Annotated in this window: 14 protein-coding genes; 11 read left to right on the top strand and 3 right to left on the bottom strand. The window is 63.5% G+C overall.

What is annotated here, in order from left to right; genetic code table 11:
* The first annotated feature begins 42 nt into the window (after nucleotides 1-42).
* Nucleotides 43-504, top strand: a complete 462-nt coding sequence (locus PSEEN_RS01865) for an Lrp/AsnC family transcriptional regulator (protein ID WP_011531821.1) — start codon at nucleotides 43-45, stop codon at nucleotides 502-504.
* Nucleotides 505-522: 18 nt separating this feature from the next.
* Here PSEEN_RS01865 and PSEEN_RS01860 read toward each other — a convergent pair whose 3' ends face one another.
* Nucleotides 523-813: a DUF3077 domain-containing protein gene (locus tag PSEEN_RS01860; protein WP_011531820.1), complete on the bottom strand. Its 291-nt coding sequence runs from the start codon at nucleotides 811-813 to the stop codon at nucleotides 523-525.
* A 542-nt stretch (nucleotides 814-1355) separates the two neighbouring features.
* Between PSEEN_RS01860 and PSEEN_RS01855 the strand changes: the two genes are divergently transcribed.
* The 10 genes from PSEEN_RS01855 to PSEEN_RS01815 all read left to right on the top strand — a co-directional run bounded on the left by PSEEN_RS01855 (nucleotide 1356) and on the right by PSEEN_RS01815 (nucleotide 11999).
* The gene (locus PSEEN_RS01855) at nucleotides 1356-1670 is read left to right on the top strand and encodes a helix-turn-helix domain-containing protein (protein ID WP_011531819.1); all 315 of its coding nucleotides are present in this window, start codon (nucleotides 1356-1358) and stop codon (nucleotides 1668-1670) included.
* A 162-nt stretch (nucleotides 1671-1832) separates the two neighbouring features.
* Nucleotides 1833-3515, top strand: a complete 1683-nt coding sequence (locus PSEEN_RS01850) for a flavin monoamine oxidase family protein (protein ID WP_011531818.1) — start codon at nucleotides 1833-1835, stop codon at nucleotides 3513-3515.
* Nucleotides 3516-3531: 16 nt separating this feature from the next.
* Complete coding sequence (locus PSEEN_RS01845) at nucleotides 3532-4326, top strand: carbon-nitrogen hydrolase family protein (RefSeq protein WP_011531817.1); 795 nt, start codon at nucleotides 3532-3534, stop codon at nucleotides 4324-4326.
* Between the two features lie 172 nt (nucleotides 4327-4498).
* Nucleotides 4499-6835, top strand: coding sequence for a pyrroloquinoline quinone biosynthesis protein PqqF (gene pqqF / locus PSEEN_RS01840; protein ID WP_011531816.1), 2337 nt, complete (start codon nucleotides 4499-4501; stop codon nucleotides 6833-6835).
* Nucleotides 6836-6981: 146 nt separating this feature from the next.
* Nucleotides 6982-7053, top strand: coding sequence for a pyrroloquinoline quinone precursor peptide PqqA (gene pqqA, locus PSEEN_RS25905; RefSeq protein ID WP_003243383.1), 72 nt, complete (start codon nucleotides 6982-6984; stop codon nucleotides 7051-7053).
* A gap of 73 nt (nucleotides 7054-7126) precedes the next feature.
* Nucleotides 7127-8038: a pyrroloquinoline quinone biosynthesis protein PqqB gene (pqqB, locus tag PSEEN_RS01835; protein ID WP_011531815.1), complete on the top strand. Its 912-nt coding sequence runs from the start codon at nucleotides 7127-7129 to the stop codon at nucleotides 8036-8038.
* Nucleotides 8039-8062: 24 nt separating this feature from the next.
* Nucleotides 8063-8818: a pyrroloquinoline-quinone synthase PqqC gene (gene pqqC / locus PSEEN_RS01830; protein ID WP_011531814.1), complete on the top strand. Its 756-nt coding sequence runs from the start codon at nucleotides 8063-8065 to the stop codon at nucleotides 8816-8818.
* Complete coding sequence (gene pqqD, locus PSEEN_RS01825) at nucleotides 8815-9090, top strand: pyrroloquinoline quinone biosynthesis peptide chaperone PqqD (protein WP_011531813.1); 276 nt, start codon at nucleotides 8815-8817, stop codon at nucleotides 9088-9090. The genes pqqC and pqqD overlap by 4 nt, the downstream gene beginning before the upstream one ends.
* Nucleotides 9062-10210 (top strand): pyrroloquinoline quinone biosynthesis protein PqqE, encoded by a 1149-nt coding sequence (pqqE, locus tag PSEEN_RS01820; protein WP_044487562.1) that lies wholly within the window; start codon nucleotides 9062-9064, stop codon nucleotides 10208-10210. Before pqqD ends, pqqE begins: the two co-directional genes overlap by 29 nt.
* Nucleotides 10191-11999, top strand: coding sequence for a S9 family peptidase (locus PSEEN_RS01815; RefSeq protein WP_011531811.1), 1809 nt, complete (start codon nucleotides 10191-10193; stop codon nucleotides 11997-11999). The genes pqqE and PSEEN_RS01815 overlap by 20 nt, the downstream gene beginning before the upstream one ends.
* A 245-nt stretch (nucleotides 12000-12244) precedes the next feature.
* Here PSEEN_RS01815 and typA read toward each other — a convergent pair whose 3' ends face one another.
* Complete coding sequence (typA, locus tag PSEEN_RS01810) at nucleotides 12245-14065, bottom strand: translational GTPase TypA (RefSeq protein ID WP_011531810.1); 1821 nt, start codon at nucleotides 14063-14065, stop codon at nucleotides 12245-12247.
* A gap of 128 nt (nucleotides 14066-14193) precedes the next feature.
* Nucleotides 14194-15648: a tRNA uracil 4-sulfurtransferase ThiI gene (gene thiI, locus PSEEN_RS01805; protein WP_011531809.1), complete on the bottom strand. Its 1455-nt coding sequence runs from the start codon at nucleotides 15646-15648 to the stop codon at nucleotides 14194-14196.
* Nucleotides 15649-15897: the final 249 nt, after the last annotated feature.

The raw sequence follows: 15897 nt of genomic DNA, 5'->3' as shown, positions 1-15897 counted from the left end.
CCGCATGGCTAGGCTGGCTTGCCACCGAGCAAGGACCTCAGAATGCAAGACACCCGCCCCATCGCCCTCGATGAAATCGACCGCCAACTGATCGCCCTGTTGCAGATCAACGCCCGGGAAAGCGTCGCCACCCTCGCCCGCCAGCTGGGCATCGCCCGCACCACGGTGAACTCGCGCCTGGCGCGGCTGGAAAAGAGCAAGGTGATCACCGGCTACGGCGTGCGCCTGGGCCAGCGCCTGATTGGCGGGGGCTTGCAGGCCTACGTGGGGATCAAGGTGCAGCCGCGTTCGGGCAAGGAGGTGGTGCGGCGGCTGTCGGCCATGGGGCAGGTGCAGCAACTGTGTGCGGTGAGTGGCGAGTTCGACTATGTCGCCTGGCTGCACAGCGACTCGCCCGAGCAACTGGACCAACTGCTCGACCAGATCGGCAGCCTCGACGGGGTGGAGAAGACCACCACGTCGATCATCCTCAGCAGCAAGGTGGACCGGGGGCAGCCAGGCTGACTGCCCCGCGTCTTGCCGTCAGGCCTCCATGGCGTCGAGCAATCCCTCCAGCAATGCCCTGAGCGTTTCCGCCGAATGCAGGATCGACCAGATCATCGCCCGGTTAGCTTCGGGGGCGTGATGCAGGGCGTAGTTGTCGGCGATCTCCTGGATGGCGCGGGCCAGCATGCTGGCATGGACCAAAGCGTCGGCGGCGTCGACGCCGGGGCGCACGGTGAAGATCGGCGGGTGGCTGGACTGGCAGGTGCAGAAGGACTGCTCGGTGGTGGGGTTCAGCTTCAGGGGTGGGTCAGGGACGATCTTTTTCATGGGTATTGCCTCCATTACCGGCTCAAGGAGGCCACCACACAACCTTCTCACGGGAATGGGTGGCAGCCATGCGCGGGGTGAGAACCGGCGAAGTTGGAGGCTACATTCCGGCCAGGCAAAGCCTGCCCGCGCACAGCTGCCATAACAGCATGCCTCCAAGTAAATCGCCGGGTTCTCACGCCCGGTCACCGAATGTGCGGCGACCGGAAAAAGTTAACTGCGAATAAATACCTTGGAAGCCGGACCGAGACGACAAGGCCTGTAGGATAGGTCCTGTTAACAATTACCTCTGTAGGACCAAACCGAATCTATGGGAGTGGGCTTGCCCACGAAGCAGACGCCACAGTGTATGGCACCGGCTCCGCCGGTGTTCGCGGGTCAAGCCCTCTCCTACAGGAACTGTGCTGCCCTTGTGATTGCTTTTCTCTGCATGGCAGCGCAGCCCGATGGGCTGTCCGCGCAATATCTTGACCTAGTAATTCTGTACGTATTTAACGTATAGGGTGGCAATATCCTTTGCTTTTAAGAGCAAGGAAAAACCCATGCCACGCAACATCTTCACTGAGCTCACCGAAGGCTTCGACGCCCTGGCCGAGGAACGTACCGGCAAGCTGACCTTGCGTTCGCACAAGGTCGCCTTCGAGGAGCTGGCCCCCTTGGCCCCGAACGAGCTTACCGACCTACGCCAGCAGCTCAACATGTCGCGCGCGGTGTTCGCCGCTTACTTGCGTACCAACGTTCGCACCTTGGAAAACTGGGAACAGGGGCGCTCCAAGCCCAACGCCCAGGCCGTGGCCCTTATCCGACTGGTGCAAAAGTACCCGGAAACCGTCGAGCATCTGTCTACGCTGCGATAGTTCGTCATTCTTGAAAATGATGATGTCATTTAGACGAAACAAGCTGCATAACGACACCACTCTGCATCTTAATTACGACCGCCCCGCTTCATAAAATGGCCACCAGTCATTTCCTATACTCAGGCTCCGCCCCCTGCGCAGCCTCCCTGGCAAGGTCACCCAATGAACAAGAAAAACCGCCACCCCGCCGACGGCAAGAAACCCATCACCATCTTCGGCCCGGACTTCCCTTTCGCCTTCGATGACTGGCTGGAACACCTGGCCGGCCTGGGCAGCATCCCCAAGGAACGGCATGGCGAGGAAGTGGCGATCGTCGGTGGTGGCATCGCCGGGCTGGTGGCGGCCTACGAACTGATGAAGCTGGGCCTCAAGCCCGTGGTGTACGAGGCCTCCAAGCTGGGCGGCCGGCTGCGCTCGCAGGCCTTCAACGGCACCGACGGCATCGTCGCCGAACTGGGCGGCATGCGCTTCCCGGTCTCGTCCACGGCGTTCTACCACTACGTCGACAAGCTGGGCCTTGAGACCAAGCCCTTCCCCAACCCGCTCACCCCGGCCTCGGGCAGCACGGTGATCGACCTGGAAGGCCAGACCTACTACGCCGAGAAATCCGCCGACCTGCCGCAGCTGTTCCACGAAGTGGCCGACGCCTGGGCCGACGCCCTGGAGAGCGGCGCACAGTTCGGCGATATCCAGCAGGCCATCCGCGACCGCGACGTGCCGCGCCTGAAAGACCTGTGGAACAAGCTGGTGCCGCTGTGGGACGACCGCACCTTCTACGACTTCGTCGCCACCTCGCGCTCGTTCGCCAAGCTGAGCTTCCAGCACCGCGAAGTGTTCGGCCAGGTGGGCTTCGGTACCGGCGGCTGGGACTCCGACTTCCCCAACTCGATGCTGGAAATCTTCCGCGTGGTGATGACCAACTGCGATGATCACCAGCACCTGGTGGTGGGCGGTGTCGAGCAGGTACCGCAAGGCATCTGGCGCCATGTACCGGAGCGCTGCGCCCACTGGCCGGCCGGCACCAGCCTCAAGACCCTGCACAGCGGCGCGCCGCGCGCCGGGGTCAAGCGCATCGCCCGCGCCGCCGATGGCCGCCTGGCAGTCACCGACAACTATGGCGACACCCGCCACTATGCGGCGGTGCTCACCACCTGCCAGAGCTGGCTGCTGACCACCCAGATCGACTGCGAGGAATCGCTGTTCTCGCAGAAAATGTGGATGGCCCTGGACCGCACCCGCTACATGCAATCGTCGAAGACTTTCGTGATGGTCGACCGGCCGTTCTGGAAGGACAAGGACCCGGAAACCGGCCGCGACCTGATGAGCATGACCCTCACCGACCGGCTGACCCGCGGCACCTACCTGTTCGACAACGGCGACGACAAGCCGGGGGTGATCTGCCTGTCCTACGCCTGGATGAGCGACGCGCTGAAGATGCTGCCGCATCCGACTGAAAAGCGCGTGCAACTGGCCCTCGACGCGCTGAAGAAAATCTACCCGAAGACCGATATCGCCGGGCATATCATCGGCGACCCGATCACCATCTCGTGGGAGGCCGATCCGCACTTCCTCGGCGCCTTCAAGGGTGCTCTGCCGGGCCACTACCGCTACAACCAGCGCATGTACGCACACTTCATGCAGCAGGACATGCCTGCTGAACAGCGCGGCATCTTCATCGCCGGCGACGACGTGTCGTGGACCCCGGCCTGGGTGGAAGGCGCGGTGCAGACTTCGCTCAATGCCGTGTGGGGTATCATGAACCACTTCGGTGGCCAGACCCACCCGGACAACCCCGGCCCGGGCGATGTGTTCCACGAAATCGGTCCGATCGCCCTGGCCGACTGAGCGAAGGAGTAGCGCCATGCGCATCGCCCTGTTCCAGGGCACGCCCGCCCCGCTGGACGTGCCCGGCAACCTCGATCGCCTGCAACACCAGGCCCAGCAGGCTGCCGCCCAGGGCGCGCAGCTGCTGGTGTGCCCGGAGATGTTCCTCAGCGGCTACAACATCGGCCTGGACCAGGTGGAGCGCCTGGCCGAGGCCGTCGATGGGCCGTCGGCGATGACCGTTGTGGAGATCGCCCAGACGTACCGGATCGCCATTGTCTATGGCTATCCGGAGCGGGGCGAGGACGGTGCGATCTATAACAGCGTGCAGCTGATCGATGGCCACGGTAGCAGCCTGTGCAACTACCGCAAGACCCATCTGTTCGGCGAACTTGATCGTTCGATGTTCAGCCCTGGCGCCAACCATTTCCCGGTGGTCGAGCTGAACGGCTGGAAAGTCGGGATGCTGATCTGCTACGACATCGAGTTCCCGGAAAACGCCCGGCGCCTGGCGCTAGACGGCGCTGAGCTGATTCTGGTGCCTACGGCGAACATGGCGCCTTATGACTTCGTCTGCCAAGTGACCGTGCGATCGCGGGCGCAGGAGAACCAGTGCTACCTGGCGTATGCCAACTATTGCGGCAGTGAAGGCGAGATTCGGTATTGCGGGCAGAGCAGCATCGTCGGGCCGGAAGGTGATGTGCTGGCAATGGCGGGGCATGAGGAATGCCAGTTGCTGGCGGATCTGGAGCGTGAACGTGTGCTGAGCGGGCGTGAAGCGTTTCCATATCTGACCGATTTGCGCCAGGAGCTGCACGGGCGCCGGGGCTGAGCCCCACAGCACGTAGGAGCGGCTTTAGCCGCGATGCAGGCACCGCGATGTCTGGCACCCGCGGCGCGGGTGATCGCGGCTAAAGCCGCTCCTACAGGGGTCACGTCAGATCAATGGGATGGGTTTGCCGGCGAACACAGACAACCTCGCATCGGCGCGCTAGCATGGCGTCATGCCCGACACCCTCCGCCACCTTACCCTCGCCAACGGCCTGCAACTGACCCTGCGCCACGCCCCGCGCCTCAAGCGTGCGGCCGCGGCACTGCGCGTGCACGCCGGCAGCCATGACGCCCCGGCGCAATGGCCTGGCCTGGCCCACTTCCTCGAACACCTGTTCTTCCTCGGTACGGCGCGCTTTCCACTGGAAGACGGGCTGATGCGTCATATCCAGAACCTGGGCGGGCAAGTCAACGCCAGTACTCGCGAACGCACCACCGACTTCTTCTTCGAAGTGCCGCCCAATGCCATGGCCGGTGCCCTCGAGCGCCTGTGCCAGATGCTAGCCGAGCCCGACCTCGGCCTGGACCGCCAGCACCGCGAGCGCGAGGTGATCCATGCCGAGTTCATCGCCTGGTCGCGCAACCCCGAAGCCCAGCACCAGTTCGCCCTGCTCCAGTCAGTGTCGCCGCGCCACCCCCTCAGTGGTTTCCACGCCGGCAACCGACACAGCCTGCCGTTGCAGAACGGCGCCTTCCAACGAGCACTCGAACAGTTTCACCAGTGTTTCTATCAGGGCGGGCAGATCACCCTGAGCCTGGCCGGGCCACAATCACTGGACGCGCTGGAGCAACTCGGCCGGCAATTCGGCGGGCTGTTTGCGGCGGGCGCTCGATGCGAGCGGCAAGCGCCACCGGCCTTGCTCGACGGGCCCCTGCGGCTGCCCGTGGCCAGCGGATCACGCCACGACCTGCTGTTCGCCCATGAGGGCCTGCCGCCTGCTGCGGAGCAGGCGCTGGATCTGCTGCTGGCCCTGCTGAATGACAGTCGCCCCGGTGGCTGGCTGGCCGGGCTGCGTCAACGCGGTTGGCTGCAAGGGTGCCGAACACAGGTGTTGCATGCCTTCTCGGGGCAGATGCTTTGGCATATCCAGCTGCAGCTGTCCTCCAACGCTTCCCCAAGCGCCGCAAAGACGCTTCTGCTTGGCTGGCTGGACTTCATCCGGCAGCAGGCGCCGCAACAGCTGAACAATGCCTACAGCCACCTGCAGCAACGCCGCGAACAGGCTGGAAGTGCCCTCGACCTTGTCCGACGCGATAGCACCGGCTGGCCACTCCAAGGGCTCGACGAACAAGGCCTGGTGGCGCTCGACAAACTCCTGGACGCCCTGCCACACCAGCGTTCGGGCCGCTGGCGGCTGCCGCCCGCAGAAGCACTGCTGGATGCTTCGCTGCCAGTGGGCATCGCCCATCCGCCCCTTGGCCTGTGCATCGACAACACCCTGCCATCCACGCGACAGTTCGCCGCCTTGTACCTGCGCTGGCACATCCCCTCACCCTTGCGCCGACGCTTTCAGGCCATCCTTGAGCGTGCCCTGCAACCGCTACAGGAGCGCGCCGAGCGGGTCTCGTTGCAATTCACGTTCAGCGCCAGCGGCGAGTGCTGGCAGTTGCGTGTCGCCGGACAACCCATGGCAGTGATCCGGTGCGTCGAGGAAGCCCTCGGACTCATGCGAGCCCCGGCCGCACAGTACTGGCAGGCGCCAGCAACCGTGCAACCGGCATTGATCCCAATACGCGCTCTGCTCAAAGTGCTCCCGGATGCGTTGCTGCCAGGTGAGGCGCAAGCACAGCCATCTTGCCTCCTCGATTCCCCACTGCTCGACGCACTCTGGCAACAGGCCCGCTGGCGCGGCCTGGCGGTAGGTTTCAACGATACGCAGCTCGGCGCCCTGGGCGCGGCCTTGGCGGGTGTCATGGGGTTGCCCGGCGAAACACTACCTCCAGCAGGCATCCAAGCACGCCAATGGCGCCAGGTCCCCACCCAAGGCAGCGAACCCGCCCTGCTGCTGTTCTGCCCGCTGCCAGCAGCACTGCAAGCCTGTGGCCGCCTGCTTGCACATTTGCTGCAGGGCCCGGTCTACCAGCGCCTGCGGGTCGAGCTGCAATTGGGGTATGCAGTGTTCAGCGCGTTTCGCCAGGTCGAGGGCCACGCCGGTCTGCTGTTCGGCGTGCAATCACCGCACGCCAGCCACGCGCAGATTCTCGGGCACCTGCTCACGCTGTTGAACGATGGCGTGCGTCTCGACATCGACGCCCGCCAACGGCTTGCCGAGCAATTCGACGAGTCCGCCATGCCGAACCCGGAAGTCGCCGAATGGGCCTGGCAAGCACATATGGCGACACAAAATCCGGATCTATCCGAAATGAAGCGGTCTATTCTCTCTGTCGAGCAGCCGCAACTGGATGCCTTGTTACAGCAGTTGCTTGCCGCCGAACACGGTTGGCTGTGCCTGGCCAATGCCAAAGCGCCGGACGACCAGTGGCAGGCAACAGAATTGGATTGTTACTGAGAATGCAAGGGCGCTTTTCGAAGAATTAACCTTTCGGTACAAATTTTTCTTGTAAGATAGCGCAATCTCGGTCAATGGAATCGCCAAATACAGGCGATATCCGGCCGTCACCGTTCAACCCAAACCCATCCGGAAGGAGTCATCCCATGTGGACCAAACCTGCATACACCGACCTGCGTATCGGCTTCGAAGTGACCATGTACTTCGCCAACCGCTAAACAGTAGCGCGGTTAGACGCCTCGGCCTGCCGGGGCGTTGTCGTTTTTCGGATACGGTTTGAAAAGGGTCGCCATGTACATCCAGATTCTCGGTTCCGCCGCCGGTGGCGGATTCCCCCAGTGGAACTGCAACTGCGTCAACTGCAAGGGTTATCGCGACGGCACCTTGCGCGCCAGCGCGCGCACCCAGTCGTCCATCGCCCTGTCCGACGACGGCGAGCACTGGATCCTGTGCAACGCCTCACCGGACATCCGCGCCCAGTTGCAGGCATTCGCGCCGATGCAACCGGCCCGCGCCCTGCGCGACACTGGCATCAACGCCATCGTCCTGCTCGACAGCCAGATCGACCACACCACCGGCCTGCTCAGCCTGCGCGAAGGCTGCCCGCACCAGGTGTGGTGCACCGACATGGTTCACCAGGATCTGACCACGGGCTTCCCGCTGTTCAACATGCTCAGCCACTGGAACGGTGGCCTCGTGTGGAACCGCATCGAGCTGGAAGGCAGCTTTGTCATCGAGGCCTGCCCGAACCTCAGGTTCACCCCCTTCCCCCTGCGCAGCGCCGCTCCGCCCTACTCGCCGCACCGCTTCGACCCACACCCAGGCGACAACCTCGGGCTGCTGGTGGAAGACACCCGCACCGGCGGCAAACTGTTCTATGCCCCGGGCCTGGGCCAGGTCGACGACAAGCTGCTGCAGATGATGGGCGGCGCCGACTGCCTGCTGGTCGACGGCACCCTGTGGGAGGATGATGAAATGCAACGCCGCGGTGTCGGCACCCGTACCGGCCGCGAGATGGGCCATCTGGCGCAGAACGGGCCGGGTGGCATGCTCGAGGTGCTGGATGGTTTCCCGCGCCAGCGCAAGGTGCTCATCCATATCAACAACACCAACCCGATTCTCGATGAGGACTCCCCCGAACGCGCCGAAGTGGTTCGCCGCGGGGTGGAAGTCGCCTTCGATGGCATGAGCCTCAAGCTGTGAGTGCCGCCCCCAGGAGTCCGCTTGATGAATGACGCCGCACCGATGTCACCTGCCGAGTTCGAGCAGGCCCTGCGCGCCAAGGGCGCCTTCTACCACATCCACCACCCCTACCACGTGGCGATGTATGAAGGCCGCGCCACCCGCGAGCAGATCCAGGGCTGGGTGGCCAACCGCTTCTACTACCAGGTGAACATCCCCATGAAGGATGCCGCGATCCTGGCCAACTGCCCGGACCGCGAGGTGCGCCGCGAGTGGGTCCAGCGCCTGCTCGACCATGACGGCGCGCCGGGCGAGGACGGCGGCATCGAAGCCTGGCTGCGTCTCGGCCAGGCCGTGGGCCTGGACCCGGACCAACTGCGCAGCCAGGAGCTGGTGCTGCCCGGCGTGCGCTTCGCCGTCGACGCCTACGTCAACTTCGCCCGCCGCGCCAGCTGGCAGGAGGCCGCCAGCAGCTCGCTGACCGAGCTGTTCGCCCCGCAGATCCACCAGTCGCGCCTGGACAGCTGGCCGCAGCACTACCCGTGGATCGACCCGGCCGGCTACGAATACTTCCGCACCCGCCTGGGCCAGGCCCGCCGTGATGTCGAGCATGGCCTGGCGATCACCCTGGCGCACTACACCACCCGCGAGGGCCAGGCGCGCATGCTGGAGATCCTGCAGTTCAAGCTGGATATCCTCTGGAGCATGCTCGATGCCATGAGCATGGCCTACGAATTGAACCGCCCGCCCTATCACAGCGTCACAAGCGAGCGGGTCTGGCACAAGGGAATCGCCTTATGAGTTTCGACCGTCAACAGGTGCCTGCATGGCGCCCCGGCTACCGCTTCCAGTATGAGCCGGCGCAGAAAGGCCATGTGCTGCTGTACCCCGAAGGCATGATCAAGCTCAACGACAGCGCTGGCCTGATCGGCGGGCTGATCGACGGCCAACGCAGCGTCGCAGCCATCATCGATGAGCTGCAGCAGCAATTCCCCGGTGTGCCCGAAGTCGCCGACGACATCGAGCAGTTCATGGAGGTGGCCCGTGCCGAACACTGGATCACCCTCGCCTGAGGTGCCGGTCGGCCTGCCTTTGTGGCTGCTGGCCGAGCTCACCTACCGCTGCCCGTTGCAGTGCCCATACTGCTCCAACCCGCTGGATTTCGCCGAGCAGGGCAAGGAGCTGAGCACCGCGCAGTGGTTCAAGGTGATGGCCGAGGCCCGCGAAATGGGTGCCGCGCAGATTGGCTTCTCCGGCGGTGAACCGCTGGTGCGCCAGGACCTCGCCGAGCTGATCGGCGAAGCCCGGCGCCTGGGTTACTACACCAACCTGATCACCTCGGGCATCGGCCTGACCGAGCAGAAGATCGCCGCGTTCAAGCAGGCCGGGCTGGACCATATCCAGATCAGCTTCCAGGCCAGCGACGAACAGGTGAACAACCTGCTGGCCGGGTCGAAGAAGGCCTTCGCGCAGAAGCTGGAAATGGCCCGGGCGGTGAAAGCCCATGGCTACCCGATGGTGCTGAACTTCGTCACCCACCGGCACAATATCGACAAGATCGACCGCATCATCGAGCTGTGCATCGCACTGGAAGCCGACTTCGTCGAGCTCGCCACCTGCCAGTTCTACGGCTGGGCGCACCTCAATCGCCTGGGCCTGCTGCCGACCCGCGCGCAGCTGGAGCGGGCCGAGCGCATCACCAATGAGTACCGCGCCAAGCTCAAGGCAGAGGGTAGCCCCTGCAAGCTGATCTTCGTCACCCCGGACTACTACGAAGAGCGCCCCAAGGCCTGCATGAATGGCTGGGGCAGCCTGTTCCTGACCATTACCCCGGACGGCACGGCACTGCCCTGTCATGGTGCGCGTCAGCTGCCGGTACAGTTTCCGAATGTGCGCGACCACGACCTGCGGCACATCTGGTACGACTCGTTCGGCTTCAACCGCTTCCGTGGCTATGAATGGATGCCCGAGCCATGCCGCTCGTGCGACGAGAAGGAGAAGGACTTCGGCGGCTGCCGCTGTCAGGCCTTCATGCTCACCGGCGACGCCAGCAAGGCCGACCCGGTGTGCGGCAAGTCACCCGACCACGGCATCATCCTCAAGGCACGCGAGGAGGCCGAACAGGCGACACTGGAGATCGAACAGATGACCTTCCGCAACGAGCGCAATTCCCATGTCATCGCCCGCGGCTGAGTTCAGCGCCGCCCAGGCGGTGGCCGCTGGCACCGACTTCGCCGAGCTCAAGGTCAACGAGCAAGGCTTGTTCTGGAACGAGTTCCGCCCCGCCGATGGCGCCTGCCGGATCTGGCACTGGCACGATCAGCAGGCGCGCTGCCTGACCCCCGACGGGTTCAGTGTGCGCAGCCGGGTCTACGAATATGGCGGCGGCAGCTTCTGCCTCGCGGGCGACGCAGTAGTGTTCGTCAATGAGAGGGATCAGCAGGTCTACCGCCAGGCGCTGGACGGCACTGCACCCCGTGCATTGACCCATGACGAGCAGTGCCGTTACGGCGATGTGCAATGGCATGACGGGGTGCTGCTGGCTGTCGAGGAACGCCACGCTGAACGCGTCGAGCATCGTCTGGTTGCCTTCGAGGAGGGGCGGCGTACGGTCCTTGCCGAAGGTGCGGACTTCTACGCGTCCCCCACACTGAGCAACGATGGTCGACGCCTGGCCTGGGTCGAGTGGGACCGCCCGGCACAGCCCTGGACGGTGACCCGCTTGATGTGTCGTGAGCGAGAGGCCAGTGGCGTCTGGGGCGTGGCGCGCTGTATCGCCGGGCTCGACGAATCGCTGCAGCAACCTCGTTTCGATGCCGATGGCCACTTGTACTGCCTCTCTGACCGAGACGGATTCTGGCAACCCTGGGGTGAAGTGGCGGGGCACTGGCAAGCCCTGCCCGCCGCACCTGCCGACCATGCTGGTGCCCCCTGGCAAATGGGCGCCAGTACCTGGCTACCCTTCGGCCCCGGTCAATACCTGGCCAGCTGGTTCGAAGATGGCTTCGGGCAGCTGGGCCTGCGCAACTTCGACGGTGAAATGGAACGCTTCGCCAGCGCCTATACCCGGTTCCGCAGCCTAGCGATGGACAATGGGCACATCTATGCCATCGCGGCATCGCCGATCAGCCCGGCTGCGGTCATTGCCATCGACCGTGGCAACCACGAGGTACAGGTCCTGGCCGGCGGCGCGCAAGTCCTGCCCAGTGGGGCGATCAGCCTTCCCCAGCCCATCCGTTACAACAGCGGCGATGGCCAGGCCCACGGCTTCTTCTACCCCGCCATCGACAGCAGCACCCCACCACCGCTGGTGGTGTTCATCCACGGCGGGCCTACCTCGGCCTGCTACCCGGTGCTGGATACCCGTATCCAATACTGGACCCAGCGTGGCTTTGCCGTCGCCGACCTCAATTACCGGGGCAGCAGCTGCTATGGCCGGGCCTACCGGCAGGCCTTGCACCTGCGCTGGGGTGAAAGTGACGTGGAAGATGCCTGCGCCGCGGTCGCTCATCTTGCCGAGCAGGGGCTGGTCGACCCCGGCCAGGCGTTCATTCGTGGCGGCAGCGCCGGTGGCTACACCACGCTGTGCGCCCTGGCTTTCCATGATGTGTTCCGCGCGGGTGCCAGCCTGTATGGCGTGAGTGACCCGCTGGCGCTGGGGCGGGCGACCCACAAGTTCGAGGGTGACTACCTTGACTGGCTGATCGGCGACCCGGAGCGGGATGCCGAACGCTATCGCCGGCGCACGCCATTGCTGCATGCCGAACGGATTCAAGTGCCGGTGATCTTCTTCCAGGGCGAACTGGATGCGGTGGTGGTGCCGGAGCAGACGCGCAGCATGCTGGAAGCGCTGAAGGCCAATGGCATCGAGGCCGAGGGGCATTTCTATGCGGGTGAGCGGCATGGGTTCCGTCAGGCAGAGAACCTGGCGCATGCGCTGGAAGAAGAGTGGAAGTTCTATTGCCGGGTACTTGGTCGGTAAACACCAGCCCGGCTTTGCCGGGCATCGCCAGCAAGGCTGGCTCCTACGGAATGCGTTTGCTGCAGAAGCGTTCGCGCACCTGTAGGAGCCGGCTTGCCGGCGAACCAGGCGACGCGATGCATGGCACCGGCCTTGCCGGTGTTCGCCGGCTTGCCGGCTCCTACGGGAGTTCGTCTGGGCGGCAGGCAAACAAAAACGCCCCCGGCCTTTCGACCGGGGGCGTTTTCATTTCAGCCTGAAACTAATCAGTTCTTGGCTTTCTTGGCAGCGCGGGTACGCTCGCCTTCGTCGAGGATCTTCTTGCGCAGACGGATCGACTTAGGCGTGACTTCGCACAGCTCGTCGTCCTGGATGAATTCCAGGGCCTGCTCGAGGGTGTGGCGAACCGGCGGGACCAGGGCGATGACTTCGTCCTTGCCCGAAGCACGCATGTTGTCGAGCTTCTTGCCTTTGGTCGGGTTCACGCCCAGGTCGTTGTCACGGCTGTTCAGGCCGATGATCTGACCGTTGTAGATGTCCTGGCCGTGCTCGATGAACAGCTTGCCGCGCGCCTGCAGGGTTTCCAGCGAGTAGGTCAGCGCCTTGCCGGTCTCGATCGAAACCAGAACGCCGTTCAGGCGGCCGGACATGGTGCCTGGCTTCATGGTGTCGTAGCGATCGAAGATCGAGGTCAGGATGCCAGCACCGTTGGTCAGGGTCAGGAACTGGTTACGGAAACCGATCAGACCGCGAGCCGGTACGTTGTACTCCAGACGCACACGGCCCTTGCCATCCGGCGCCATGTTGGTCAGGTCGCCCTTACGCAGGCCCATCTCTTCCATGACCTTGCCCTGGGATTCTTCAGGGATGTCGATGGTGACGTTCTCGAACGGCTCCTGCTTGACGCCGTTCACTTCACGGATGATCACTTCAGGACGGCCCACGGCCATCTCGAAGCCTTCGCGACGCATGGTTTCGATCAGTACCGACAGGTGCAGCTCACCACGGCCGGAAACCTTGAACTTGTCAGCCGAGTCGCCTTCTTCAACGCGCAGTGCAACGTTGTACAGCAGCTCTTTGTCCAGACGCTCCTTGATGTTACGGGAGGTCACGAACTTGCCTTCCTTGCCGCAGAACGGCGAGTCGTTGACCTGGAAGGTCATCGAAACGGTCGGCTCGTCGACGGTCAGGGGCTTCATCGCCTCGACGTTGTTCATGTCGCACAGGGTGTCGGAAATGAACAGCTCGTCGAAACCGCTGATGCAGACGATGTCGCCAGCCTGGGCTTCTTCGACGTCGATGCGGTGCAGGCCGTGGTGGCCCATCAGCTTCAGGATACGGCCGTTACGCTTCTTGCCGTCGACATCGATGGCGACAACCGGAGTGTTCGGCTTGATACGACCACGGGCGATGCGGCCAACACCGATAACACCGAGGAAGCTGTTGTAGTCCAGTGCGGAGATCTGCATCTGGAACGGGCCATCGACGTCAACGCTTGGCGCTGGCACGTTGTCGACGATCGACTGGTACAGCGGGGTCATGTCTTCGGCCATGGCGGTGTGGTCAAGACCGGCGATGCCGTTCAGGGCCGAGGCGTAGACAACCTGGAAGTCCAGCTGGTCGTCGGTGGCGCCGAGGTTGTCGAACAGGTCGAAGATCTGGTCCAGAACCCAGTCAGGACGCGCGCCCGGACGGTCGACCTTGTTGATCACGACGATCGGCTTCAGGCCAGCTTCGAAGGCTTTCTTAGTAACGAAGCGGGTTTGCGGCATCGGGCCGTCCTGGGCGTCGACCAGCAGCAGCACGGAGTCGACCATCGACATTACACGCTCAACCTCGCCACCGAAGTCGGCGTGGCCGGGGGTGTCGACGATGTTGATGTGGTAGCCGTTCCAGTTGATGGCGGTGTTTTTCGCCAGGATGGTAATGCCGCGCTCTTTTTCCTGGTCGTTGGAGTCCATGACGCGCTCGTCGTTGAGCTCGTTACGCTCCAGGGTGCCGGACTGGCGCAGGAGTTTGTCGACCAGGGTGGTTTTACCATGGTCAACGTGGGCGATGATGGCGATGTTACGCAGATTTTCGATCACAACTGTATCTCGATCAGAGGATTCGGTTGCCACCCAGTGTAGGTGGCCAATATGTACGGTTTGAGGCTCAGCGGGCCCGGTGGTCGGGAGGGCGATGGCGGATGCTGCCGCCATACAGCCCTGGCGTCTTATGTCGGACGATAAACACGCACATTGGCATGTCCCTCACTGAGCAGGTGGTGTGCGTGCAGACGGCTCATCACACCCTTGTCGCAATACAGCAGGTACTGGCGGGTCTCATCGAGATGCTTGAACTTGCTGTTGATCGCGTAGAACGGCAGTGCCTGGACTTCGACGCCTTCGAGCACCAGGGGTTCGTCTTCCTGGGCATCGGGGTGACGAATGTCGATGACGATCTGGCCGGGCAGTGCCTCAGTCACTTCCTCGATCTCGATGTCCTTGCCCAGCTCGTCGATCACGTGGTCGATGGAGATGAACTTGGCGCGCTCCAGGGCGCGCTCGAGCACGGCCATGTCGAATTGCTTTTCTTCATGCTCCATGCGGTGACGCTTGGCATGGGTGGTCGGGTTCACCGAGATCACGCCGCAGTACTCAGGCATGTGCTTGGCGAAGTCGGCGGTGCCGATTTCGGTGGCCTGGTCGATGATGTCCTGCTTGTGGCTGGCCAAAAGCGGGCGCAGCACCAGTTTCTCGGTGGCCGAGTCGATGATCGACAGGTTGGGCAGGGTCTGGCTGGAGACCTGAGAGATCGCCTCGCCGGTGACCAGGGCATCGATCTCCAGGCGGTCGGCCATGCGCGCGGCGGCGCGCAGCATCATGCGCTTGAGCGTGACGCCCATGTAGCTGTTGTCGACCTTGTTGAGAATCTCGCCGACCACTTCCTCGAACGGCACGCTGATGAACAGCACGCGCTGGCTGCTGCCGTACTTCTTCCACAGGAAGTGGGCCACTTCCATCACGCCCAGTTCGTGGGCACGGCCACCGAGGTTGAAGAAGCAGAAGTGGGTCATCAGGCCGCGGCGCATCATCTGGTAGGCCGCCACGGTGGAGTCGAAGCCACCGGACATCAGCACCAGCGTTTGCTCAAGGGCGCCCAGCGGGTAGCCGCCGATGCCGTTGTGCTGGTTGTGGATCACGTACAGGCGCTGGTCGCGGATCTCGATGCGCACCAGCACTTCGGGCTTCTTCAGCTCGATACCGGCGGCGCCGCACTGCTGGCGCAGCTGGCTGCCGACGTAGCGGTCGACGTCCATCGAGGTGAAGTCGTGGTGGCCACCGCGCTTGCAGCGCACGGCGAAGTGCTTGCCGGCCAGTTGGTGGCCGAAGTGGTGCTTGCACTTGGCGACGATGTCGTCGAAGTCGCCCAACGGGTACTCCTCGACCTGCAGGAAGTGGGTGATACCCGGGGTGCAGGTGAGGCGCTCGATCATTTCGCGCTGGACTTTCTCGTCCTCGACGCGGGTGACCACCTCGAGGTTGTCCCAGACACCATCAACCGCGAGCTCGGGATCCAGGTCCTTAAGCACGTTGCGGATGTTCTTGGCGAGCTGGCGGATGAAGCGCTTGCGCACCGGCCGGCTCTTGATGGTGATCTCTGGGAAGACTTTGACGATAAGTTTCATTGGTTTAACAGCGCGCGCAGGGCCTGCCGAAAATGAGGGGCGCGAATTATAGCGGAAATTGCTCAAGGTTTGAGCAACTTTTGTACAGAAGGTTGGATTTACCAAGCTCAAGCCAAGCGCCACACCTGTAGGAGCCGGCTTTGCCGGCGAATAGGCCGGCCCAGGCGCTACAGGGCGATTGCCAGGATCGATGTGGGGCGTTAGGTCTTGGGCTGCCCATGCGGCCGCTTTCGCCGGCAAAGCCGGCTC

Origin of the sequence: Pseudomonas entomophila L48 (assembly GCF_000026105.1) — a bacterium.
GTDB classification, from domain to species: Bacteria; Pseudomonadota; Gammaproteobacteria; order Pseudomonadales; family Pseudomonadaceae; genus Aquipseudomonas; species Aquipseudomonas entomophila.
Note: the sequence above shows the minus strand (reverse complement) of the source record. Positions and strands in the feature narration are given on the sequence as shown.